The sequence below is a fragment of the Pelagibacterium sp. genome (genome assembly GCF_048264985.1).
In the GTDB taxonomy this organism is placed as follows: domain Bacteria; phylum Pseudomonadota; class Alphaproteobacteria; order Rhizobiales; family Devosiaceae; genus Pelagibacterium.
In genome coordinates, this window is sequence record NZ_JBLXCL010000007.1 from 78,317 (window position 1) to 100,438 (window position 22,122).

Annotated in this window: 25 protein-coding genes, 1 other RNA gene and 1 pseudogene; 11 read left to right on the forward strand and 16 right to left on the reverse strand. The window is 58.3% G+C overall.

Annotation, left to right across the window (positions count from 1 at the left end; translation table 11 throughout):
- The 3 genes and pseudogenes from ACN0TA_RS15445 to tolQ form a co-directional block, all read right to left on the reverse strand.
- A pseudogene (locus ACN0TA_RS15445) lies at positions 1 to 565 on the reverse strand (hypothetical protein); the annotation flags it as partial.
- A gap of 3 nt (positions 566 to 568) precedes the next feature.
- Positions 569 to 1,027 (reverse strand): biopolymer transporter ExbD, encoded by a 459-nt coding sequence (locus tag ACN0TA_RS15450; protein WP_417584533.1) that lies wholly within the window; start codon positions 1,025 to 1,027, stop codon positions 569 to 571.
- Positions 1,027 to 1,731: a protein TolQ gene (gene tolQ, locus ACN0TA_RS15455; protein WP_417584623.1), complete on the reverse strand. Its 705-nt coding sequence runs from the start codon at positions 1,729 to 1,731 to the stop codon at positions 1,027 to 1,029. Before tolQ ends, ACN0TA_RS15450 begins: the two co-directional genes overlap by 1 nt.
- A 294-nt stretch (positions 1,732 to 2,025) precedes the next feature.
- Between tolQ and ACN0TA_RS15460 the strand changes: the two genes are divergently transcribed.
- Positions 2,026 to 2,460 carry a CHRD domain-containing protein gene (locus tag ACN0TA_RS15460; RefSeq protein ID WP_417584535.1) on the forward strand — a complete coding sequence of 145 codons (435 nt, stop codon included), beginning with the start codon at positions 2,026 to 2,028 and terminating at the stop codon, positions 2,458 to 2,460.
- Between the two features lie 70 nt (positions 2,461 to 2,530).
- On the opposite strand, the gene ybgC is transcribed toward ACN0TA_RS15460, so the two are convergent.
- From ybgC to ruvC, 4 genes are read right to left on the reverse strand one after another with little or no spacing between them, the layout of a single operon-like run.
- Positions 2,531 to 2,956, reverse strand: coding sequence for a tol-pal system-associated acyl-CoA thioesterase (gene ybgC, locus ACN0TA_RS15465; protein ID WP_417584537.1), 426 nt, complete (start codon positions 2,954 to 2,956; stop codon positions 2,531 to 2,533).
- Entirely contained in the window at positions 2,953 to 3,996 is a 1,044-nt protein-coding gene (gene ruvB / locus ACN0TA_RS15470; protein WP_417584539.1) for a Holliday junction branch migration DNA helicase RuvB, read from the reverse strand. The genes ybgC and ruvB overlap by 4 nt, the downstream gene beginning before the upstream one ends.
- A 41-nt stretch (positions 3,997 to 4,037) precedes the next feature.
- Positions 4,038 to 4,655 (reverse strand): Holliday junction branch migration protein RuvA, encoded by a 618-nt coding sequence (gene ruvA, locus ACN0TA_RS15475; RefSeq protein ID WP_417584541.1) that lies wholly within the window; start codon positions 4,653 to 4,655, stop codon positions 4,038 to 4,040.
- Positions 4,652 to 5,155, reverse strand: a complete 504-nt coding sequence (gene ruvC / locus ACN0TA_RS15480; RefSeq protein WP_417584543.1) for a crossover junction endodeoxyribonuclease RuvC — start codon at positions 5,153 to 5,155, stop codon at positions 4,652 to 4,654. The genes ruvA and ruvC overlap by 4 nt, the downstream gene beginning before the upstream one ends.
- A 183-nt stretch (positions 5,156 to 5,338) precedes the next feature.
- Between ruvC and ACN0TA_RS15485 the strand changes: the two genes are divergently transcribed.
- Positions 5,339 to 6,151: a GGDEF domain-containing protein gene (locus tag ACN0TA_RS15485; RefSeq protein WP_417584545.1), complete on the forward strand. Its 813-nt coding sequence runs from the start codon at positions 5,339 to 5,341 to the stop codon at positions 6,149 to 6,151.
- Between the two features lie 44 nt (positions 6,152 to 6,195).
- Here the strand turns inward: ACN0TA_RS15485 and ACN0TA_RS15490 are convergent, their stop codons facing one another.
- The 6 genes from ACN0TA_RS15490 to ACN0TA_RS15515 all read right to left on the reverse strand — a co-directional run bounded on the left by ACN0TA_RS15490 (position 6,196) and on the right by ACN0TA_RS15515 (position 10,970).
- Positions 6,196 to 6,942, reverse strand: a complete 747-nt coding sequence (locus tag ACN0TA_RS15490) for a YebC/PmpR family DNA-binding transcriptional regulator (RefSeq protein ID WP_417584547.1) — start codon at positions 6,940 to 6,942, stop codon at positions 6,196 to 6,198.
- A gap of 120 nt (positions 6,943 to 7,062) precedes the next feature.
- Entirely contained in the window at positions 7,063 to 8,478 is a 1,416-nt protein-coding gene (locus ACN0TA_RS15495) for an alanine/glycine:cation symporter family protein (RefSeq protein ID WP_417584549.1), read from the reverse strand.
- 63 nt (positions 8,479 to 8,541) lie between these two features.
- A complete protein-coding gene (locus ACN0TA_RS15500) occupies positions 8,542 to 9,360 on the reverse strand; it encodes a TIGR00282 family metallophosphoesterase (RefSeq protein ID WP_417584551.1) in 819 nt (272 codons plus the stop codon).
- On the reverse strand, positions 9,357 to 9,947 hold the full coding sequence (locus ACN0TA_RS15505) for a 5-formyltetrahydrofolate cyclo-ligase (RefSeq protein ID WP_417584553.1): 591 nt from the start codon (positions 9,945 to 9,947) through the stop codon (positions 9,357 to 9,359). The genes ACN0TA_RS15500 and ACN0TA_RS15505 overlap by 4 nt, the downstream gene beginning before the upstream one ends.
- Before the next feature lie 19 nt (positions 9,948 to 9,966).
- Positions 9,967 to 10,126, reverse strand: a non-coding RNA gene (ssrS, locus tag ACN0TA_RS15510) — 6S RNA.
- A gap of 76 nt (positions 10,127 to 10,202) precedes the next feature.
- A complete protein-coding gene (locus ACN0TA_RS15515) occupies positions 10,203 to 10,970 on the reverse strand; it encodes a hypothetical protein (protein WP_417584555.1) in 768 nt (255 codons plus the stop codon).
- 206 nt (positions 10,971 to 11,176) lie between these two features.
- On the opposite strand from ACN0TA_RS15515, the gene ACN0TA_RS15520 reads away from it, so the two are divergent.
- Positions 11,177 to 11,695 (forward strand): YcxB family protein, encoded by a 519-nt coding sequence (locus ACN0TA_RS15520; RefSeq protein ID WP_417584557.1) that lies wholly within the window; start codon positions 11,177 to 11,179, stop codon positions 11,693 to 11,695.
- Positions 11,696 to 11,712: 17 nt separating this feature from the next.
- On the opposite strand, the gene ACN0TA_RS15525 is transcribed toward ACN0TA_RS15520, so the two are convergent.
- The 3 genes from ACN0TA_RS15525 to ACN0TA_RS15535 are packed head-to-tail and all read right to left on the reverse strand — an operon-like array spanning position 11,713 to position 12,906.
- Complete coding sequence (locus ACN0TA_RS15525) at positions 11,713 to 12,258, reverse strand: MOSC domain-containing protein (RefSeq protein ID WP_417584559.1); 546 nt, start codon at positions 12,256 to 12,258, stop codon at positions 11,713 to 11,715.
- Positions 12,255 to 12,638 (reverse strand): cell division protein ZapA, encoded by a 384-nt coding sequence (locus ACN0TA_RS15530; protein ID WP_417584561.1) that lies wholly within the window; start codon positions 12,636 to 12,638, stop codon positions 12,255 to 12,257. The genes ACN0TA_RS15525 and ACN0TA_RS15530 overlap by 4 nt, the downstream gene beginning before the upstream one ends.
- Positions 12,631 to 12,906, reverse strand: a complete 276-nt coding sequence (locus tag ACN0TA_RS15535; RefSeq protein WP_417584563.1) for a DUF4164 family protein — start codon at positions 12,904 to 12,906, stop codon at positions 12,631 to 12,633. The genes ACN0TA_RS15530 and ACN0TA_RS15535 overlap by 8 nt, the downstream gene beginning before the upstream one ends.
- 208 nt (positions 12,907 to 13,114) lie before the next feature.
- On the opposite strand from ACN0TA_RS15535, the gene tkt reads away from it, so the two are divergent.
- The 8 genes from tkt (at position 13,115) to ACN0TA_RS15575 (ending at position 21,989) form a co-directional block, all read left to right on the forward strand.
- Positions 13,115 to 15,094 carry a transketolase gene (gene tkt / locus ACN0TA_RS15540; protein WP_417584565.1) on the forward strand — a complete coding sequence of 660 codons (1,980 nt, stop codon included), beginning with the start codon at positions 13,115 to 13,117 and terminating at the stop codon, positions 15,092 to 15,094.
- A gap of 78 nt (positions 15,095 to 15,172) precedes the next feature.
- On the forward strand, positions 15,173 to 16,180 hold the full coding sequence (gap, locus tag ACN0TA_RS15545) for a type I glyceraldehyde-3-phosphate dehydrogenase (RefSeq protein ID WP_417584567.1): 1,008 nt from the start codon (positions 15,173 to 15,175) through the stop codon (positions 16,178 to 16,180).
- Positions 16,181 to 16,300: 120 nt separating this feature from the next.
- Positions 16,301 to 17,506, forward strand: a complete 1,206-nt coding sequence (locus tag ACN0TA_RS15550; RefSeq protein WP_417584569.1) for a phosphoglycerate kinase — start codon at positions 16,301 to 16,303, stop codon at positions 17,504 to 17,506.
- A 120-nt stretch (positions 17,507 to 17,626) separates the two neighbouring features.
- Positions 17,627 to 18,649 (forward strand): class I fructose-bisphosphate aldolase, encoded by a 1,023-nt coding sequence (locus tag ACN0TA_RS15555; protein ID WP_417584571.1) that lies wholly within the window; start codon positions 17,627 to 17,629, stop codon positions 18,647 to 18,649.
- Positions 18,650 to 18,789: 140 nt separating this feature from the next.
- The gene (locus ACN0TA_RS15560) at positions 18,790 to 19,332 is read left to right on the forward strand and encodes a thiamine phosphate synthase (protein ID WP_417584573.1); all 543 of its coding nucleotides are present in this window, start codon (positions 18,790 to 18,792) and stop codon (positions 19,330 to 19,332) included.
- Positions 19,329 to 20,396 (forward strand): tetratricopeptide repeat protein, encoded by a 1,068-nt coding sequence (locus tag ACN0TA_RS15565; protein ID WP_417584575.1) that lies wholly within the window; start codon positions 19,329 to 19,331, stop codon positions 20,394 to 20,396. The genes ACN0TA_RS15560 and ACN0TA_RS15565 overlap by 4 nt, the downstream gene beginning before the upstream one ends.
- A gap of 107 nt (positions 20,397 to 20,503) precedes the next feature.
- A complete protein-coding gene (efp, locus tag ACN0TA_RS15570; RefSeq protein WP_417584577.1) occupies positions 20,504 to 21,067 on the forward strand; it encodes an elongation factor P in 564 nt (187 codons plus the stop codon).
- A gap of 130 nt (positions 21,068 to 21,197) precedes the next feature.
- Positions 21,198 to 21,989, forward strand: coding sequence for an inositol monophosphatase family protein (locus ACN0TA_RS15575; RefSeq protein ID WP_417584579.1), 792 nt, complete (start codon positions 21,198 to 21,200; stop codon positions 21,987 to 21,989).
- Positions 21,990 to 22,122 lie beyond the last annotated feature (133 nt).

Genomic DNA, 22,122 nt, shown 5'->3' on the forward strand with positions numbered 1-22,122 from the left:
CAGGCTCAGGCTCAGGCTCAGGCTCAGGCTCAGGCTCAGGCTCAGGCTCAGGCTCAGGCTCAGGCTCAGGCTCAGGCGCCGGGGTCGGCGTTGGTTCGGGCGCCGGCTCAGGCTCCGGTGTGGGCTCTGGGTCGGGAGTCGGTTCGGGACGTGGTGCCGGTGTGGGTGGTGGGGCTGGCTCCGGCGTTGGCTGAGGCTCCGGCTCGGGCTCCGGGGTCGTTTCAGGTTCTGGAGTCGGCTCGGGCGCAGGAGCTGTTTCGATCGTGGGCGCTGGAGAGGCCGTATCAGAGATCTCAGGCGTCGGCTGATCTTCCTCGGTGTTGCCAGTACGATCTGCAATCTCGGCTTCAATTTCAGTGTCGACAGCCGAGGGCGTGTCGGTCTCGACGACTTCGCTCTGCAGATTACCTGCCTGTATGTTGGAAAATTCCGAAATGGGCACCAGATCGACGGAAATCGCCGTATCCATATTCGGGTCCAACCGCTCGACGCTGGATAGCTGCACGAGGGTGAGCCCGATAATGGCGATATGGCCGATGACCGATACAGTGGTCCCGATCCGCATGGACTATTGCCCCGAACTGTCGGCAGTCGGCTGCTGCGTGATCAATCCGATGCGCGAATATCCTGCAGACGATAGCGTGCCCATGACGTCCATCACGGTGCCATAGCTGGCCGAGGTATCGCCACGCACATAAATGCGATCTTCAGTCGACTCGGCGAGCGCAGCAACTGCAGCTACCAGGGAGCTGGAAACCACCGGCTCGTCATCAACGTAGATCTCTCCCTCTGGCGTGACCGAAACCATAATGGGGGTACGCGGCGTTTCAAGTTCTCCCGCCGAGGACTGGGGCAGATCCACAGCAACGCCTGCGGTCATCATCGGGGCCGCAACCATGAACACGATCAGCAGCACCAGCACCACATCGACAAATGGCGTGACGTTGATTTCGCTCATCATGGCCTTGCGCTGGCCACGACGACGGCGACGTCCGCCCCCGCTTCCGCCTGCAACACCCATGCCCATTATTTGCGGCTCCGCGCTTCGAGCTGGCGACCGAGGATAGCCGCGAATTCATCGGCAAATCCTTCAAGCCGGCCGACCAGTTTGTTGGCGTCGCCAGAGAGCTTGTTGTAGGCGATAACCGCAGGAATAGCCGCGACAAGGCCAATGGCCGTAGCAAACAGCGCCTCGGCGATCGGTCCGGCAACCACCCCAAGACTAGCGCTCTGGGAAGCAGCAATGGACGAAAATGCGTTCATAATGCCCCAGACGGTGCCGAACAGGCCGATGAATGGCGCGGCCGAGCCTACAGTTGCCAAAAAAGACAGACGGCTTTCGAGCTGCTCGCTCTCACGCGCGATGGCAACGTCGAGCACCTTGTCCAGCCGGGCCTGTACGCCGACATAGCTCGATGCATTCTGCTCGTGGCTACGTTTCCATTCTTTCATCGCCGCCACAAAGACCGCAGCCAGACCGCTTGTCGGACGTTGCGAGAGCGTTTGATACAGTTCTTCGAGCGACTGACCCGACCAGAACGTCTTTTCGAACTGGTTCATGTCGGATCGCACACGGGTAAATTTGAGCGATTTGTCGATGATAATCGCCCAGCACCAGATCGATGCTGACAGAAGGCCAATCATCACCAGCTTCACGACGATGTCGGCCATCAGGAACAGGCCGATGGGCGAAAAGTCCGTATGCGCCGCCGCGCTGCCCACTGCGTCCATAGCTTCCATAATAAGTCTTCCTCGGAGAAAAAACCTTGCCGATGAGTGCCCCGCCGCCAGCAATGCAAGATGCAATCGCGGTCAAATTTGTCAAAATTAGGAGACAAATGCCTACGATGCGGTCAGCACGACGCAGCGGTGCCGCTTGCCCCATTTATGGTCAAGAAAAGGTTAATAAACTCTCATGGCCCGTTTGGGCTTACAAAGCGGTGAGAGGAACGTCAGGGCAGGAGCGGCGTTTACCGGGTGTGCGCTGGCGAAATGCGCGGCGCGCTTCAAAATAAGGAGTACATCATGAAGATCGCACCCGTCCTTGGTGCCGGCCTTGCCGCACTGATGCTTGCAGCCGCACCTGCCTATGCGGAAGTGAGCAACTTCGCCGCCGATCTTACCGCTGAAGCCGCTGGAGCTGCCGACTCGGCGGCCACAGGTTCTCTCGAAGCCACCTATGATTCCGAATCCATGGAGTTCGCCTGGACGGCGAGCTATGAAGGGCTGACCGGCCCGGCGACCGCCGCCCACTTTCACGGTCCGGCCGCAGAGGGCGAGAATGCAAGCCCCGTCGTCCCGATCGAGGGCGATCTTGCCAGTCCGATCGAGGGAAGCGCCACATTGACCGAGGAGCAGGTCACCCAGCTTATGGACGGCCTTTGGTATCTCAATATCCACACCGAGCAGTATCCTGGTGGCGAGATTCGCGGGCAGGTGATGCAGGCGGACGCCATGTAAGGCGGGCGCCGCAAATATCCTGGATTCTCAGTTTCAAAACTGCAGAGGGAGGGTTGATGCCCTCCTTCTTTCACATTGGCGCGAGCAGTTCGCGCAGGCGGGACGGAAGTCGCACGGGGCGGCCCCGTTCGTTAAGCAGGACGGCGACGACCCTCGCACGGCAGATGATCTCATCACCGCGTGCCAAATTCTGGTCCAGTACAAACCGAGCGCCGCCGGCCTCCGCAAACGTCGTTAGAACCTCTAAAAGATCGTCGATATGGGCTGGCTTGTCGTAAGAAATGGTCATTTCACGAACGGCGAAAGCCAGGCCCTCGGAGATCAATTCAGCGTGATGAATGCCATGGGCGCGCAAAAATTCGGTGCGGGCCCGCTCCAAGAACTTCAGATAGGCGGCGTGATAGACATTGGTGGAAAAATCGGTGTCCTCGAAATAGACTCGCACCGGGAAGCGGTGAACGCCATCGGGACCGATCTCTCCGCCGAAAACGCTCACTCCGCCCCTCCCTCCTCTTCGAAAAGGCTCGCCTGCAGTCCAACGAAACCCTGCGGCACTGCATAGCCCATGTGCTGGAAGGACAGCGCCGTCATCATGCGCCCGCGCGGAGTGCGCTGAATGAAGCCCTGCTGGATGAGATAGGGCTCGACGATTTCCTCGATGGCATCGCGCGGTTCGCTGAGCGCGGCCGAAATGGTTTCGATGCCCACCGGCCCGCCGCCATAAAATTCGGCGATGGTCTTGAGATAGCGCCGGTCGAGCTGGTCGAGCCCTTTCGCATCGACATCAAGGCGCAACAGCGCCTTGTCGGCGACCTTGCGATTGATCTCGGCAGCGCCTTCGACCAGCGCAAAGTCGGTGACCCGGCGCAAAAGGCGACCCGCGATGCGCGGAGTGCCGCGCGAGCGGCGGGCCACTTCCATGGCACCGTCAGATGTCATGGCCATGCCCATCAGCCGCGACCCGCGCTCGACGATCTTGACCAACTCCTCGGGCGTATAAAAATTCAGGCGAACCGGAATACCGAACCGGTCGCGCAAGGGCGTGGTCAACAACCCCGCGCGGGTCGTGGCGCCCACAAGGGTAAACTTTGCAAGATCGATACGCACCGAACGCGCCGCCGGGCCCTCCCCGATGATCAGATCGAGCTGGAAATCCTCCATCGCCGGATAGAGAATTTCTTCAACCGCCGGATTGAGACGATGGATTTCGTCGATGAACAGAACGTCGCGCTCTTCGAGATTGGTCAAAAGCGCGGCCAGATCCCCCGCTTTGGCAATGACCGGACCGGAGGTGGCCCGAAAGCCGACACCGAGCTCACGCGAAATGATCTGAGCGAGCGTCGTCTTGCCCAGTCCTGGCGGACCGACAAACAACACGTGATCGAGCGCTGCCTGCCGCTGCCGCGCCGCTTCGATGAACACCTGCAGATTGGCCCGCGCCGCCTCCTGCCCGATGAACTCGGAAAAACCCGAGGGGCGCAGGGAAACGTCGAGACTGTCGTCGCGGCCTTCGGCGGCATTGGTGAGATCGGTCATACTGGTTTGCTATTGCTCCCGGCGTCCGATTGCAACGGACCTCACGAACTCAATTCCCGCAAACCGAGCCGGATGAGCTTTTCGGTGGGGGTATCCTCACCCTCTTTCGCCACGACCCGCGCCAGCGCGCTTGAGGCTTGCGCCTGCCCGTAGCCCAGATTGACCAGTGCGGAGACCGCATCGGACACATTGCCCGAAGCGACGCCCTCACCCAGTGCAGTCTGTAGGCCCATCGCTCCGGCATCGATGGAAACCCCGGCGGGAACCTTGCCCTTGAGCTCGGACACGATGCGCTGGGCCAGCTTGGGACCAACACCGGACGCTCGACCGACCACGGCCTTATCCTGGAGCGCGATGGCCGAGGAAAGATCGGATGGCGAAAGGATCGACAGGATGCCCAGTGCCACGCGAGAACCCACGCCCTGAACGGTCATCAACAGTTTGAACCAGCTCTTTTCGCCCTCACTGGCAAAGCCGTAGAGCCGGATCATGTCCTCGCGCACGATCATTTCGATAAACAACACGGCCGCTTCGCCCACACGGGGCAGCGTCTGCAGGGTGCGACTCGAGCAATGGGCCTCGTAGCATACGCCGTTGACGTCGATCAGCGCAGTGTCGTCGCCAAGCGTTTCGATAATCCCCTTGAGTTTGCCGATCATGCGCTCTTTGCCAGTTTACGGTGTTGGCGGTGATGGGCGTGGCAAATAGCAATCGCCAGGGCATCGGCGGCGTCCGAGGATTTGAAATTGGCGGCAGGCATCAGCGTTTTGACCATCAATTCGATCTGTTTTTTTTCCGCATGTCCGGTTCCCACCACCGACTTCTTGACCAGATTGGCCGAATATTCTCCTACCGGCAGCCCCATGGAAGCCGGGGTCATCACAGCAATGCCGCGCGCCTGTCCAAGCAGCAGCGTTGAACGCGCGCCAGCGTTGACGAAGGTTTCTTCGACGGCAGCTTCAGTTGGATGGTGTTCTGCGATCAATCGCATCAACCCTTCGTGGAGATGAACGAGGCGCAGGGAAAGCTGCTGGTCGACGGCCGGCGTCAAAACCCCGCAGGCGATAAAACGCAGCCGGTTTCCCTCAGCCTCGATAATGCCCCAGCCGGTCCGCCGCAGCCCCGGATCAATCCCCATGATTCGCACGATATTCAACATGCCCCAAATTAGCCGGTTCGCGTCAGCCTACCAAGCGCAAAGTGAACAAACCAAAAACATTGACCGATTCTTCCACCCGATCACATTCCGGTGGACCGACGCAAATTTCAGTACTCCGGCAAGATTGTGTTCATCCCTTAGTGACTAGGGTTCGCCCGGACGCAAACACTTCGGTACATATTCATGGCACGAAAATTCAGACTGCCTCGGCAGGCCTGGGCCGGCATCGTCAGACGCACGCTCAGTCACATGGTCGTTGCAGTAGTATTTTCGATAGTGGTGTCATACGTAATTCTCGGCATTTTCTCGCAAGGTCTTGGCGAAATCGGTTTGATTGTCGCTATTATCGCCCCTCTGGTTTTGGGCGGCCCCATGGTGTTTTACATGTCGATCCGCCAGCATGAGCTGCAACTCGCCTATGCACAGCTTGAGGCCGCCGCCGCGCGCGACAGCCTGACAAATTGCCTAAATCACGGTGCATTTGTCGAGACCGCGACCACTGCCTTGCGCGGTGCAACAGGTGATGGCAGCACATTGCTCGTCATCGATGCTGATCACTTCAAATCCATAAATGATCGATTTGGCCACGCCAGCGGCGACACAGCGCTCAAGCTGATCGTATCGGCGATACGTGCCTCTATCCGAGCCGACGACATCGTTGGAAGGCTCGGCGGCGAAGAGTTTGGCGTTTTTTTGCCTGGCGCAGGGAGCGAACAGGCTGCCCGGATAGCCGAAGCCATCCGCAAGGCGGTTCAGATGATCGAATTTGATGCCAGCCCCAATGCATCGACGTTGTCGGTTAGCATCGGTGGCGCGTCCACCAAAAGTCCGATCGATTTCGGTGCCATCTTCAAGAGTGCAGATGAGCGGCTCTATGAAGTCAAGAAAGCCGGCCGTAACGCTGTTAGTCTCATTGCACTGCCGGTGCCAGCGGCGGCCAACTGCCAACCAACGGACTTGGTCTATAGAGGGCAGGATATAAAGCGCCGCGCATAAAAAAGGCGGCGCTAAGGCCGCCAATTTCGTTGACGAACCGGAGGCTAGGCCGAAAGCTTGGCCATATCCTCATCGCTCATTTCAAAGTTCGCATATACGTTCTGAACGTCGTCATCGTCATCGAGATTGTCGATCATGCGCATCAGGCTCGCACCTTTGTCGGCATCGACTGGGGTGTTGGTCTGGGGTTTGAACACAGCTTTGACGCTTTCGGCTTCGCCAAGCACTGCTTCGAGTGCGGTCGACACCTCGCCGATGTCTTCAAAGGCGCAATAGATGGTGTGACCTTCTTCGTCCGACTGCACGTCTTCGGCACCTGCCTCGATCGCCGCTTCCATGATGGTATCCGCATCACCGGTCTTGGCGGGATAATAGATCTCACCCACCCGGTCGAACATGAACGCGACCGACCCGGTTTCGCCCAGAGCGCCGCCGGCCTTGGAAAATATGGCGCGTACGTTGGAGGCAGTCCGATTGCGATTGTCCGTCAGAGCCTCCACGATGACAGCAACCCCACCCGGGCCGTAACCTTCGTAGCGGACTTCCTCGTAATTATCGCCTTCGCCGCCCTGCGCCTTCTTGATGGCGCGTTCGATGTTATCTTTGGGCATCGACTGGGCTTTTGCGTTGTTAACCGCCAAACGCAACCGCGGGTTCATTGCCGGATCGGGCATTCCGGACTTGGCGGCGACGGTAATCTCGCGCGCCAGCTTTGAGAATATCTTCGAGCGCACCGCGTCCTGACGGCCCTTGCGGTGCATGATGTTCTTGAACTGTGAATGGCCGGCCATTGTCGGACAGTTCCCTGCTGATAATCGGAATGGATTGGCCGGGCTTATAATCGTCCAGCCAACGAAAATAAAGACGGGTACACGAAAACAATCCGAGTCCAGTCATATTTGGCAATGCACCTAGCCCTGATCGTGCCGGTCCCAGATGGTGCTATCGATCTCATTGGCGAGTTCTGGATAGTCCTTTGCATGGAATACCGGCTCGATCCCCTTGTCGCGCTGTTTGGTGTAATCCCGCGTAAGCTTGACCACTGTGCCCGACAACAAAACGATGGCTACCAGATTGACGGTCGCCATCAGCCCCATTGCCGCATCAGCGGCATTGAACACCGTTGAAACGCTCTGATAGGCGCCCCAGATCACCATACCCAGCGCCACGATGCGCAGGCCGATCAGGCCCGCCTTGCTGCCGAGCCCGATAAACACCATAGCGCTTTCCGCATAGGCATAATTGCCAATGATGGACGTGAAGGCAAAAAACAGGATGGCGATTGCCACGAAATAGGTTCCGATAACCCCGATATGCTCAGTCATTGCCGCCTGGGTGAGCGGAGTGCCTGTCAATTCGCTGCCGGGAACCAACGCGCTCGAAAGCAGGATCATCAGCGCTGTCGCGGTACAGATCACCAACGTATCGATGAAAACACCAAGCGCCTGGACAAAGCCCTGCGAGGATGGATGGTGCGGATCCGGCGTTGCGGCCGCCGCGATGTTTGGTGCCGAACCCATGCCGGCTTCGTTGGAAAAAAGACCCCGGCGAACGCCCTGCAAAAGCGCCGCGAATATCCCGCCAGCCGCTGCATCAAGACCGAATGCTCCCGAAAAGATCTGTCCGAACACGCCTGGCACTTCGGAAAAATTGGTTGCGATTACAAAGATCGCGACCAGGAGGTAGATCACTGCCATGAACGGCACCAAAAACTGGGCGACGTTAGCAATCTGGGAAATGCCACCGAAAACCACGATGCCCGCAACGACTGCCAGGGCCACGCCCACCCAGATCTTGGGCAGTCCGAAGGCGACTTCCATGGAATCGGCGATCGAATTGGCCTGCACGGCATTAAACACCAGCCCAAACGCCAGGATCAGGCAAACCGAGAACAAGACGCCAGCCCAATGGGCTTTAAGTCCGCGGGCAATATAGAAGGCCGGGCCACCGCGATAGTGATTGTCCCCGTCGCGGACCTTGTAGAGCTGGGCTAGTGTGGACTCCGCATAAGCCGTAGCCATTCCGACCAGGGCGACCATCCACATCCAGAATATCGCGCCCGGCCCCCCTATATAAAGCGCCACCGCGACCCCGGCGATATTGCCAGTGCCTACACGCGAAGCCAGCGAGGTGCATAGGGCCTGAAACGGGGTAATGCCCGAACGGTCGGTGCTTTTCGCACTGAGCACGTTGCGGAACATTTCGGGAAAATAGCGAAATTGGAGAAAGCCAAGGCGAAACGTGAAGAATATGCCCACCGCCAACAGACCGTAGACTAGGATGTAGTCCCATAGGATCGAATTGATGAAATTAATAATCGCGTCCATGGCCCATCCCCACGCTTTCACTCTATGGGCAGCCTAACGCATTTTTATCCGATTTGATCCCCTTCAGGAAAAATCGGGGTAAGCCTGAGAGAGCGCCCCACCGATACGCACCGGCAGAATTTGTCGGCACAATCCCGTGCCCCTGTCCGTTTCGATCGCCACACCGCACAGAGTTGCTTCGCCTTCAGACGGTGTAAAGCGCGCAGTCGCAAGACCGGTCACGAACCGGTTAAGCGGCTCTTCGGGTTCCATTCCGATCACGCTGTCATAGTCCCCGCACATGCCGGCATCGCTCATTAATCCTGTACCACCGCGCAATATGCGGTGGTCAGACGTCGGGATGTGCGTGTGCGTACCGACCACCAGAGAGACGCGCCCATCAAGATAATGGCCCATGCCCTGCATTTCCGACGTCGCCTCGGCATGAAAATCGACAACGATGGCATCAGCCTGCTCGCCGAGCGGACACCGGGCGATGGCGTTATCAACAGCCCGGAACGGATCATCCATTGGCGGCATGAACACGCGACCCAACGCATTGACCACAAGCACCTGATGGCCTTTCCGGCCAGTGACCATCGTGGCGCCGCGGCCTGGCGCGCCCGGCGGGAAATTGATGGGACGAATGAGCGTATCGTGCCGCTCTATTGCAGTCATCAACTCGCGCTGATCAAAAGCGTGATCACCCAGTGTCACCACATCGGCCCCGGCATCACGCATGATTTCGTAATGGGCTTCGGTGATACCGCGCCCGTGGCTCGCATTTTCGCCATTGACGATGACGAAGTCGAATCCGAAGCGCTCTATGAGATCGGGCAATTTTTCGGTCACGACATCGCGGCCGGCACGGCCCATCACATCGCCCAGAAATAGAAGTCTCATGCGTCCTCGAAGCGGCGAAGGCCGTTTTCGGTGACGAGAAGGTCAAGCGGCAGATCGTGCGCAAGCCGCGGAATGAAGTCCAGCTCCTGAGCCGAAAATGCGTAACCTACGAGCAACGGCTTTTTGCAGAGCGCGGCGAGAGTTCTGTCGTAATAGCCTTTGCCATAGCCCAGGCGCGTGCCGAGCTTGTCAAAGGCCAATAGCGGGATCACGACGATATCCGGATCAACGACCGGCGCACTGTCGGCTGGCGCGAGCGTTCCAAACCCGGAAGGATAGAGCGCTTGACCATCTTCCCAAAGTCGCAGCTCAAGCGGTTCGTTCTCGTCGAGCACGACCGGCAGTGCAACTTTCTGACCTGAATCCATCAGGCGCGTCAAAAGCGGTTTGCAATCGATCTCGTCGCGGATCGGCCAGTACAGAGCGACGACCTGGTCTTTTTGCAGTGGAACGCCTTCCAGGAAGACGTCGGCAGCAATCTTGCCAGCGTCGGCGCGATCCGCCTGCGGCACAGCAAGTCGGCGGGCGAGAGCCTCTTGCCGCAGGGTCGCCTTGTGATCTTCAAGCTGAGCTTCGGTATCTGTCAAACCGCTCTCTTTCCTCAAATTTTGTGCCGCCCTGGCCGTGGGATGTGTCGATCCCGGGAAACCTACTCATGTAGGTGGGCGCCGTATATCCCAGCCCACGGGCCAGGTCAGGGACAGCTCCCTTAAGGATCGATAAGGCCCCGGGGATGCAGAATCCTACACGAACCGGGCAGCAAGCGTCATATAGGCCTTTGTGAGCCAGCCGAAAAGTGGGTTCGGATCAATTGTTTCTCCAGGCGGAGAACGATGCCCACATCAGCCTGATGTCATAGCCCTCGGAGCCTCGGACCGGCGGGCAGGCGCACTGCCCGTCGCCAGCGTTAATCCAACGCTCGCCCATGACCGTTCGATATGATCAACCAAGGCATAGAAAAACGCAGTCAGCCCGATAATTTCGAGCCCTTCCTCAACCAGGATTGCTAGCGAATAGGCTGCGGTTTTCTTGCCTACCGCATGCTCAATCGCCCCGCCCACCAGTTCCATGCCAAGCGCGCCCCCCACATAGGCACTGCCGGAAACGGCGAACAGTACAGCCGTACGACGCGAAAGACGCAGCAGGAAGGGTACAAAATACGCGCCGATCAACGCCACCGCGATCGCGCCAGGGACGACCCAGGAATAATATAATATTCCTGTCAAATCGAACGCATTGCGCAATGGCATCATCAGCGATTCGTGAAAACTCGCAGCCTCGTCGATCGACATAAGGCAGAAAATGATCCCCAAAACCGTCCAACGGTTTCCATCAAGGCCGCGCGTCTGGCGCACCACCTGCCCGATCAACAAGAGCATGACCCCTATGGCAAGGATCAGGACAGCCGAATAAAAGGCCGGAAGTGAAAGTTCGGAATCGAGCGAAATGTGGCGCAGTTCCTTCAGCGGTGTTTCGAGGCCGATCTGTGAAATGACGATCTCGCGCAGCATTCCCATGGCAATGATCACCAAAGAGGCGACAAACACCCAGCGCGCGCAACGTTTGAGGTCAATATTTAGCTTTGGCGCATGTAGCGCTGTGTTGGACATGAATTTTCCCCCGATGAGCTATACGCCACAGAGCATTGTTTTGAGATGGCGCAGCCCGTTGTTCCGAATCTCTTTGGTTCGGATTGCTGCCCAATCATGAGGCACCGCACTGGACTGTCCATCCCTATACGCTCAAATGGTAAACCAGCAGATTTTGCAGGCGGGACCGGCTTGACTTGGAACGACCTGTCGAAGAACACAAAACTATGAGAACAACCACACAACCTGTCACCCTTACGCTTACGCCAAGCGACTACGCTTCGGCGTTGCAATTGCACGCGCGGCGCTACTTCATCGCCAACACCGGCCCCAAAATATTCACTTTCCTGATAGTTCTTGTCGCTCTGGCGATGATGATAATGACTGGGTTTGACGAAGGCTTCACTTCAGCAGCAATCGGCGGGTTGATCGGACTGGCGGCGATGCCACCGCTGATCTATTTCATCGCACTGCCCTACCGCGCCAAAAAAGTTTTTGCGCAGCAAAAAACGCTTCACGCACCAATAGCGGCTTCCTGGTCGGAGGATGGCTTTACTGCCAACACGTCAAGCATGGGCGGGACCATTGCATGGAACCAGTATTTTGGCTGGAGCGAGGATCAAGCGGTTTTCTTGATCATGCAATCCCAACAGCTGTTCCAGATGCTACCAAAGCGGGCAATGACAAACCAACAAATCGAAGATCTGCGCGCCCATCTGGTGCGGTCGGGCCTCAAAAAAATCTGAACAGCGAAACGCGGCCTCTACACCCGTTCCAAGCGGATATGCGGTTCGGGCGGCAACTGCACAACTATGCCGCTCCCGGCCGTGACGGGCCCACTGTTCAGTGCGGTCGTCATGATGCCAGTCCGCAGCAGAGGCGTGCCGTCGTCGCGTTTTCCCACCATCTGCTTTAAGAGCCCTGGTCGAAAATTTTCGATTTGCACACACGGATTACGCAGTCCGGTTACGCTCAGACGCACATCGCCAATAACCAATACGGTCCCACGGGGCAGTTCGATCAAATCGATACCCTGTGTCGTGATGTTTTCCCCCAATGCGCCGGGCGACAGATCGAATCCCTGCGTATTCAACTCTTCGAGCAGTTCGGACGCAACAAGGTGCACCTGGCGAAGATTGGGCTGGTCGGGATCGACGGCAACCCTTGAGCGATGCCTAACAGTCTTGCCTGCATGGGCATCACCAGCAACGCCAAGCCCGGCCAAAATATCAATGAACATTGCAGTGGATTTAGAAAAATTATGTCCGCGGGCGCAATGCACGCCAGTCACCACCCCGGATGATGTCACGAGTTCCCCTGCGGTTCTTGACCTGCTGCATCGACAGCAGTTGCAATAGACTCTATGCGTCGCGCCACATCCGCCAGCTTCGCGGCAAACTTGCTTTCCATTGTCTCGGCCTCGGCGGCAACATCGTTGCCGGCCTTGGTCACTGTCTGAAGCTCGGCCCGCAATTGTTCGAGTTTTCGTTCGGCCTCGGCCAGTTCGTCCACTACTGCTATGCCGGCCATTACTGTGAGCCGGTTGTCACCGATCTCACCGAACGTGCCCTTGTAATCGTCGATATAGCGATTGAACCGGGAGGCGAGAGACGACAAGTGTGTCTCCTGCCCGTCCTCACAGGCCATTCGGTATTTTCTGCCGTTGATTTCAACGCTGACTTCAGCCACGGCTTTCTCCCTCTTCGAGCACCGAACGTACGCTTGTCATGGCGTCTTCGATCCGCTTGGAAACAAGGTCTGTGGCTTGGTCGAGTTTGTCGGCCCGCGCCGTAGCCCGATCGAGATCCCCTGCCAGTTTCTGGCTGTCGGCCTGTATTTGGGCGGAGGAGCGCAGCCGTCCCGACAGTGAGCGCACCGAAGTATCGAGCCGGTTCAACGCGCGGTCGAGCCGTTCGATAGCGGTGGTAAAGCTCTCTCCGGTCGATGGCGGTGTCACTTTGAACGCGTCCTTCGAATCCATTGCCTGCATAGGCCACAATAACCCCAAAAGTGGCGGAAATGGCAAGGGCGCCCTCCCGGGGTCGCCACTGTGCCGACATTGACTCGATACCCGGACCTGTTATGTGTCTGCCTCGCGCGACCGGGCCGTCTCGTGCGGACCGCCGCATCGCCATTTTTCCTAACGTCGAACGCTTCGGGATACCATGACAGACAGAGCCAAACACGATGCCATGGCCAATGCCATTCGCGCCCTTTCCATGGATGCCGTGCAGGCCGCCAACTCCGGCCACCCCGGACTACCGATGGGCGGCGCCGACATCGCGACCGTGCTGTTCACCAAGATCATGAAATTCGATCCCAAGGCTCCCCATTGGCCCGACCGTGACCGGTTCGTGCTCTCGGCGGGCCACGGCTCTATGTTGCTCTACTCCTCGCTGTACCTGCTCGGGTACGAGGACATGACGCTCGACGACATCAAGAATTTCCGCCAGCTCGGCTACAAGACGGCTGGTCACCCAGAATACGGTCATGCCGACGGCATTGAAACCACCACTGGCCCGCTTGGCCAAGGCCTTGGAAATTCGGTGGGCATGGCGATCGCTGAAGCCAAGCTCAACGCCGAATATGGCGACGATCTGGTCAACCACTTCACCTATGTCTATGCGGGTGACGGGTGTCTGATGGAAGGCATTTCCCAGGAATCGATTTCGCTGGCCGGGCACCTTAAGCTCAACAAGCTCATCGTCATCTGGGACAACAACGACATCACCATCGACGGCAAGGTGTCGATGGCCGATTCCACGGACCAGATTGCTCGCTTTAAGGCAGTCGGCTGGAACACCTTGGAAATCGACGGCCACGATCCAGAACAGATCGAGCAGGCGCTCAAGACCGCTCAGAAATCCGACAAGCCGACGCTCATTTCCGCCAAGACCACAATTGGCTTCGGCTCGCCCAACAAAGCCGGGACGTCCAAAGCGCACGGCTCGCCGCTTGGCGATGAAGAAATTGCCCTGGCAAAGGCAGAGTTGGGATGGGCATACGGCCCCTTTGAAATACCCGAAGACTTGATTGACGCCTGGCGGCTTGCGGGAAACCGTGGCACCAAAGCGCGCAGCGCCTGGACAGAACGGCTCAATAGCGCCGATGCAGAAACCAAGGCCGATTTCGAACGCCGCATGCGCGGCGATCTACCCGAAGCGCTCAAATCGGCAATGGCTGACTACAAGCACAAGCTTGCCGAAGACAAGCCAAAGCTCGCCACCCGCGCCTCGTCCCAGAACGCCCTTGAGGTCATTAATGGCGTCATGACGGAAACGCTGGGCGGCTCGGCTGATCTGACCGGCTCGAACAACACCAACACGTCCCAGACACTTCCCTTCACATCCAACGATTATTCGGGCCGCTATATCCATTACGGCATCCGCGAGCACGGCATGGTTGCCGCCATGAACGGTATCGCGCTGCATGGTGGGCTTTATCCCTATGGCGGCACGTTTATGACCTTCACCGACTACTGCCGCCCCTCCATCCGCCTCGCAGCATTGATGGGCATCCGTGTCGGCCTGGTCATGACCCATGATTCCATCGGCCTGGGCGAAGACGGACCTACACACCAGCCCGTCGAGCACCTCGCTGCCCTACGCGCCATCCCCAACCTTCTGGTCTTGCGTCCCGCTGACGCCATGGAAGCTGCCGAGTGCTGGGAAATTGCGCTGGAGCGCGACAAGACACCCTCAATCCTGGCGCTGTCCCGCCAGGGCCTGCCCACCCTGCGCGCCGAATACTCAAAGGACAATATGTGCCTGCGCGGCGCGTATTCAGTCTGGGGCGACAAGGACGCCGACGTGGTCATCTTCGGAACGGGCTCTGAGACCCAGCTTGCCGTCGAAGCTGCCAAGGAACTCACCAATGAAGGTATTTCCGCCCGCGCGGTTTCGGTGCCCTCAATGGAATTGTTCCACGCCCAGTCCGAAGACTACAAACGCACAGTGTTCGGCAAAGCGCGCGCCCGTGTCGCTATCGAGGCCGGCATTGAAATGGGATGGTCCAAGATCCTTGGCGAGACTGGCCGCTTTGTCGGCATGACCGGGTTCGGCGCCTCAGGCGAAATCAATGCGCTCTACAAGCACTTCGGTATTACGACCAAAGCCGCTGTTGAAGCGGCCAAGGCCCAGCTCTAATAGACTTTCAAATCAAGGGGCGCGTCCAGCGCCCCTTTTTCCTCCCGTTCGGCATATCCATACTCAAGGAGTAGCTCCATGACCGTCCGCGTCGCCATCAACGGATTTGGCCGCATCGGCCGCAACGTCCTGCGCGCCATCGTAGAATCCGGCCGCACCGACATCGAAGTCGTTGCCATCAACGACCTCGGGCCAGTTGAAACCAACGCCCATCTTATCCGCTACGATTCGGTACATGGCCGCTTTCCCGGCACTGTGACGGTCGCCGGCGATACGATCGATGTGGGACGCGGTCCGATCAAGGTCACCGCCGTCCGCAATCCTGCCGAACTGCCGCACGGCGAAATGGGCGTCGATATCGTGATGGAATGCACGGGCATCTTCACCTCCAAGGAGAAAGCATCCGCGCACATTGAAGCCGGCGCCAAAAAGGTGATCGTCTCCGCACCGGCAGACGGCGCGGATCTGACCGTGGTCTACGGCGTCAATCACGACAAGCTCTCGGCGGATCACCAGGTGATTTCGAACGCCTCGTGCACGACCAATTGCCTGGCCCCGGTCGCCTATGTGCTCAATGAAGCGGTGGGCATCGAAAAGGGGTTCATGACCACGATTCACTCCTACACCGGTGACCAGCCGACGCTCGACACTATGCACAAGGATCTCTATCGCGGCCGCGCTGCAGCCCTTTCGATGATCCCCACCACCACCGGAGCCGCCAAGGCCGTGGGCCTTGTGCTGCCTGAGCTCAACGGTAAGCTCGACGGCACCTCGATCCGCGTTCCGACCCCCAATGTCTCCGTTGTGGATTTCAAGTTCATCGCCAAGAAGACAACTTCGGTCGAAGAAATCAACGCGGCGATCCGCACCGCGGCCGAAGGCAAGCTCAAGAACGTTCTAGGCTATACCGACGAAAAACTGGTCTCGACCGATTTCAATCATGACCCCCATTCCTCGGTCTTCCACATGGACCAGACCAAGGTCATGGAAGGCACCTTTGTGCGTATCCTGAGCTGGTACGACAATGAATGGGGCTTTTCCAACCGTATGAGCGACACAGCTGTAGCGTTTGCAAAAACGCTCTGAACTTTAAAAATCCGCAATCAAAGGCGCTCCATTTCGGAGCGCCTTTTTCTTGCCTATCGTCCGACCTTGGGTCACTGTGCTCCCGAGGGAATTGTGAATTCAGACCGAATGGATGCGAGTATGACTGCCGCCTTCAAGACCCTTGACGACTTCGACCTCGACGGAAAGCGCGTTCTTGTGCGCGTCGATCTCAATGTGCCGGTCAAGGACGGCAAGGTGGCCGATGCCACGCGCATCGATCGCGTCGCCCACACCATTCAGGAAATCGCCAACAAGGGAGGACTGCCGATCCTCCTCGCCCATTTCGGGCGGCCCAAGGGCAAGGTCGATTCCGACATGAGCCTAAAAATCGTTGTCGACGCGCTCCACAGGATTATCGGCAAACCTGTCCATTTCGCTGCAACCGATTGGACCGATGTCTCGGATGCGAGAAAAGTGATCACCGCCGCAGAACCCGGGTCCGTCGTCCTGATGGAAAACACCCGTTTTCATCCGGGCGAAGAAGGCAATGACGTCAAGCTTGTCGAGACAATGGCATCGCTGGGTGATCTCTATATCAACGATGCGTTTTCGGCTGCTCATCGCGCCCACGCTTCAACCGAGGGCCTGGCTCACAAACTTCCCGCTGGCGCTGGGCGCGCGATGGAAGCCGAGCTGAAAGCGCTCGAAGCGGGACTTGGCAATCCCACAAAGCCAGTAATCGCTATCGTTGGCGGTGCGAAAGTCTCGACCAAAATCGATTTGCTCGAAAACCTGGTAAACAGGGTCGAAGCATTGGTGATCGGGGGCGGTATGGCCAACACGTTCATTTATGCGCTTGGTTACGATGTAGGCAAATCGCTGTGCGAACGCGACCTCAAGGAAACCGCGTTGCGCATCATGGACAAAGCCGAAGAGGCGCGCTGCGCAATCATCTTGCCCATTGATGGCGTGGTCGCATGGCACTTCAAGGCCGAGACCCCTTCCAGAATCTACGGCCTGGACGCCATTGAAAAGGACGGCATGGTTCTCGATGCCGGGCCTCAATCGATTGAAAAGATCAAAACTGCCATTAATGAAGCAAAGACCGTGGTCTGGAACGGGCCGCTTGGCGCCTTTGAGATGACCCCATTTGACAAGGCCACGGTGGAAGTCGCAAAGCACGCAGCCGAACGTACAAAAAAAGGGCTCCTAACCTCCGTAGCGGGCGGTGGGGACACCGTCGCCGCATTGGCCCATGCCGGCGTCAAGGACAGTTTCACCTATGTTTCGACAGCCGGGGGTGCGTTCCTTGAGTGGATGGAGGGCAAGCCCCTGCCCGGCGTCGACGCCCTTAAGCCGCACTAGCGAGCAAGGGTTCCCGCGCGCGACTAATCCCTTCGTTCTATACCCGAACGTCTAATCGATTATGACCCTGACGTTCGGGTATTTTGGCATCATATTCACATCCATGGGGTTTAGCGTCCGATGTCTCGACTGAGCGAGATTGCCAACCAGCTCGTTGCGCCCGGCAAGGGCATTTTGGCCGCCGACGAATCCACCGGCACCATTAAGAAGCGTTTTGATTCCATCTCGTTGGAATCCACCGAAACGAACCGCCGCGACTACCGCGAGATGCTGTTCGGCGCTACCGAAGCCATGACCGACTACGTTTCCGGCGTTATCCTTTTTGATGAAACCATCCGCCAATCCGCTGCGGATGGCACACCGTTCGTGGACATGCTGCGCGCGACCAACTGCTTGCCCGGCATCAAGGTCGATACCGGTGCCAAGCCAATGCCCGGTTATGTCGATGAAACCGTCACGGAGGGCCTCGATGGCCTGCGCGATCGGCTAGCCGAATACGCAAGGCTCGGTGCCGCCTTCGCCAAATGGCGCGGCGTTATCGGCATTGGCGAAAACAAACCCACCCGCGCTTCCGTGCACGCCAACGCCCATGCCCTCGCCAGATATGCAGCGCTGTGCCAGGAAGCCGGCATCGTCCCGATTGTCGAGCCTGAAGTGCTAGCGGACGGAAAACCAGGTAATCACACCATCGAGACCTGCGAAAAGGTCACTACCGATACACTCGGCGAAGTCTTCGAGCAATTGCGCATGGCAGGCGTCGCCCTCGATGGCATGATTTTGAAACCCAATATGGTCATCCCTGGCATCAACGGCCCAAAAGTTTCTGTCGAAGACGTTGCCGAACGCACAGTTCGCACGCTCAAGGCAACGGTTCCTTCAATCGTACCAGGAATCGCCTTTCTGTCGGGCGGCCAGACGTCGGAACAGGCCAGCGCAAACCTCTCGGCAATGCACAACATCGGCAAACTACCTTGGGCGCTGACGTTCTCTTACGGTCGCGCCCTGCAGGCCGAAGCGCTCCAGACCTGGGGCGGCAAGGCTGAAAACATTGAAGCAGGACGCCGCGCCTTCATCCACCGGGCGAAGATGAATTCTCTTGCTTCTCTCGGCCAATGGGCACCTGAAATCGACAAAGCGGCCTGACGCGATATCCAAGACAGGCCGGGCACCCCGGCATCTTGCTGCCAATTGGTCTTCCCATAAGCCAAGGGACGCTGTATCGACGCAGCGTCCCTTTTTTTGTCATTGTTTGACGGCAAGGGAAGCGAAACGACTGGGGAACCATGGCAGATATATTCCTGATCGCTGAGCCGGAGATTACCGCTGAACGGCTCGAAGCTACCTTGGCGCGCGTGCCGGCTGCAGCGCTTTTGCTCAAGGCCGGTAAAGAGGACGATTTTGCTTATCTTGGTCGAGCCAAACCTCTGGCCAAAATCGCCCAAAAGCACGATTGCGCGGTCCTTCTGGACAACCGACCCGATCTGGTCCGCCGCGCCTATGTGGACGGCGTCCACATGTCGGGGGGGATCAAAGGGCTGCGCGAGGCCGTCGACGAGCTCAAGCCAGATTTCATAGTTGGCACCGGCGACATCGGATCGCGCCACGAAGCGATGACCCGGGGAGAGCTGGATATCGACTACCTTATGTTCGGCGATCGGCAAGATGTTGGCGGACACGAAATGGCTGAATGGTGGGCCGAGACTTTTGAAGTGCCATCAGTCCTTTGCATCGAAATGCCAGCTGATCTTGGTGGCTTAAAGTCTGAATTCGCAGCGTTCGCGCAAGCCGATTGGGACAAGATCACGACGCCCGGAGATGCTCCATGAAAGTGCTTTCAGCAGCATTGCTTGCCGGGGTTGTGGCATTGTCACCCATCGCGGCTCTGGCTCAGAGCGATCAGATGGATGAGGCGCTCGACATTTCGCGCATGCTGCTCGACCCACCGGACGGCGTCGATCTTGCATATGGCGCCTTCCAGCGTGGATATTATCTGACAGCGCTTCGGCTCGCCGAACGGCGCGCCGCATCGGGTGATGCCGTGGCGCAGACCCTAGTTGCAGAAATCCACGCTAATGGGCTTGGCGTGCCTCAGGATGTGCCACGCGCAATAACCTGGTACGCTCAGGCCGACCAGAATGGCGACATTCAGGCGACCTTTCAATTGGCCATGATTTACCAGACCGGCACCGGCGTTCCCCGCAACCGCGAGCGCGCCGCAGCACTGTTTGAAAAAGCCGCCGAAGGCGGCCATATGGCGGCAAAATACAATCTAGGTCTGCTCCATGTCGAAGGGACTTATGCCGAACCCAATCTGGCAGCTGCTGCCGAGTTGATCGGAGAAGCCGCCGAGGCCGGCCTCCCCGAGGCGCAGTATGATTTCGCCATAATGCTGTTGGAAGGCGCCGGGATTGCCCCCGACACTGCAAGAGCACTCCAGTTGCTTGAAATGGCTGCAGAACAGGGCCTACCAGAAGCTCAGGTCGAATATGCAACCCTGCTTTACATGGGTGCTAGCGACGGCACCCGGGATGCTGAAGGTGCAGCGCGTTGGTATGGCCGCGCTGCAGAAGCCGGCAACCCTGTGGGCCAGGTTCGCTATGCCATGATGCTGGCGTCGGCCGAGGGCATGGCGCAGGATCTTGAGAGTGCCGCCATGTACCGGATATTGGCGCGTCGCCAAGGACTGACCGAAGAAGGGCTTGATCGGATGCTGAGTGGAGCCGATCCTGGGACACTGGCAAGAGCCGAGGAAAGGGCGCGCTATTGGCCGGGCGTTCCGCCGGCCCAAGACCCGCCGTCCCAATCTGGACAGTCGCCCGCAAACGAGCCTTTGCCCGATAGCTTGGACACGCTTTCAGTGCCGCTGGACGAGCTAACAACGCCAGGATGATTGCCAAGACTTGAAAACGGGCCCGTTCTGGGGCAAAAGCCCATCCCACCAGTCTTATCGGCCTTGCGCGCCCATCCGCGCGGGCGCAGCAACGAAAAGTATTTGCAATGAAGATCAACGGTAACGAAGTCCGTCCCGGCAACGTGATCATGCATCAGGACCGCCTTTGGGTCGCTGTAAAGGTCGATCACGTCAAACCCGGCAAGGGCGGAGCCTATGCCCAGGTTGAACTGAAGGCCATTCAAGGCACCACCAAACTCAACGAACGTTTCCGGTCGGCCGAGACCGTCGAGCGTGTATCGCTCGAACAGCGCGACTTCCAGTATCTCTACGCGCAGGGCGACGCGCTGGTGTTCATGAACACCGAAAGCTACGAGCAGATTGAACTGGCTACCGACTTCGTTGGCGAACGCGCCGCCTTCCTCCAGGATGGCATGATGGTCACCGTCGAAATGTACGAAGACACCCCGCTCGGTATCCAGCTTCCTGCACAGGTCACGCTCGAGGTCACCGACACCGAGCCAGTGGTCAAGGGCCAGACCGCTGCCAACTCGTTCAAGCCTGCAACGCTTGAAAACGGCGTCAAGACGATGGTGCCGCCTTTTGTCGGCATTGGTCAGCGGATTATCGTGGACACGACCGAAGTGACCTATATCCGTCGCGCTGACTGATTTCGTCGCCTCTCTCGCTTTTTAGCCCTCCCCCATCGGGGAGGGTGTTTTCTTTGACCGCAAGGCGCAGCGTGCTAGAGAGCACCACGCATTGGTCTCCCGCATGGGACAAAGACACAAGGACACTCGCATGGCTCGCTCAGCGCTGATGAATATCATGGTCAACACGGCCCTGAAGGCCGGCAGGGGCCTGATCCGCGATTTCGGCGAAGTCGAAAACCTGCAGGTCTCGCGCAAGGGTCCCGCCGACTTTGTATCGGTTGCCGACAAGCGCGCCGAAAAGGTCGTCATGGACGAACTTATGAAGGCCCGGCCCACCTATTCCTTTCTCATGGAAGAAGGCGGGGAGATCAAAGGCACAGACGGCATGCACCGCTGGATCATCGACCCGATCGACGGGACGACCAACTTCCTGCATGGCGTGCCGATCTTTGCGGTTGCCATAGCGCTGGAGCGCAACAACGAGATCGTGTCTTCGGTGATCTACAACCCTGTGATGGACGAGCTGTTCACAGCCGAAAAGGGCAATGGCGCCTGGTTAAACAACCGCCGCCTGCGCGTTGCCGGTCGCAAGCACCTGTCTGAGGCGCTGATCTGCACGGGCATCAATTCCCAGGGACGCGCTCTCGATGCGCTGCAATTGCGTCAACTGGCTCACATCACCCCCGCAGTCTCCGGAATCAGACGGTCAGGATCGATTTCGATGGATCTCGCCTGGTTGGCATCGGGCCGTTTCGACGGAGTCTGGGAAGCAGGATTGAAGCAGTGGGACGTAGCCCCCGGTTTGCTGTTGGTCAAGGAAGCTGGCGGGTTCGTCACCGACTTTGCAGGTGGTAATGATGCCGTCACCAAGGGCGAAGTGGTTGCAGGCAACGAGATCATTCAGCGTGACCTTCTCAAGGCCGTTCAAGCTGTAAAATAGGGCTGGCATGAGTTCTTGGGCAAAGGTCACTTTTCCTTAACCACGTCTCAAGTCATTGTCAGGTCACCGCGGTCTGACTAAGCTGGCGCAAATTTGACACGCCACTGGTCATCTGACCTGAAGCGCTGCCAGG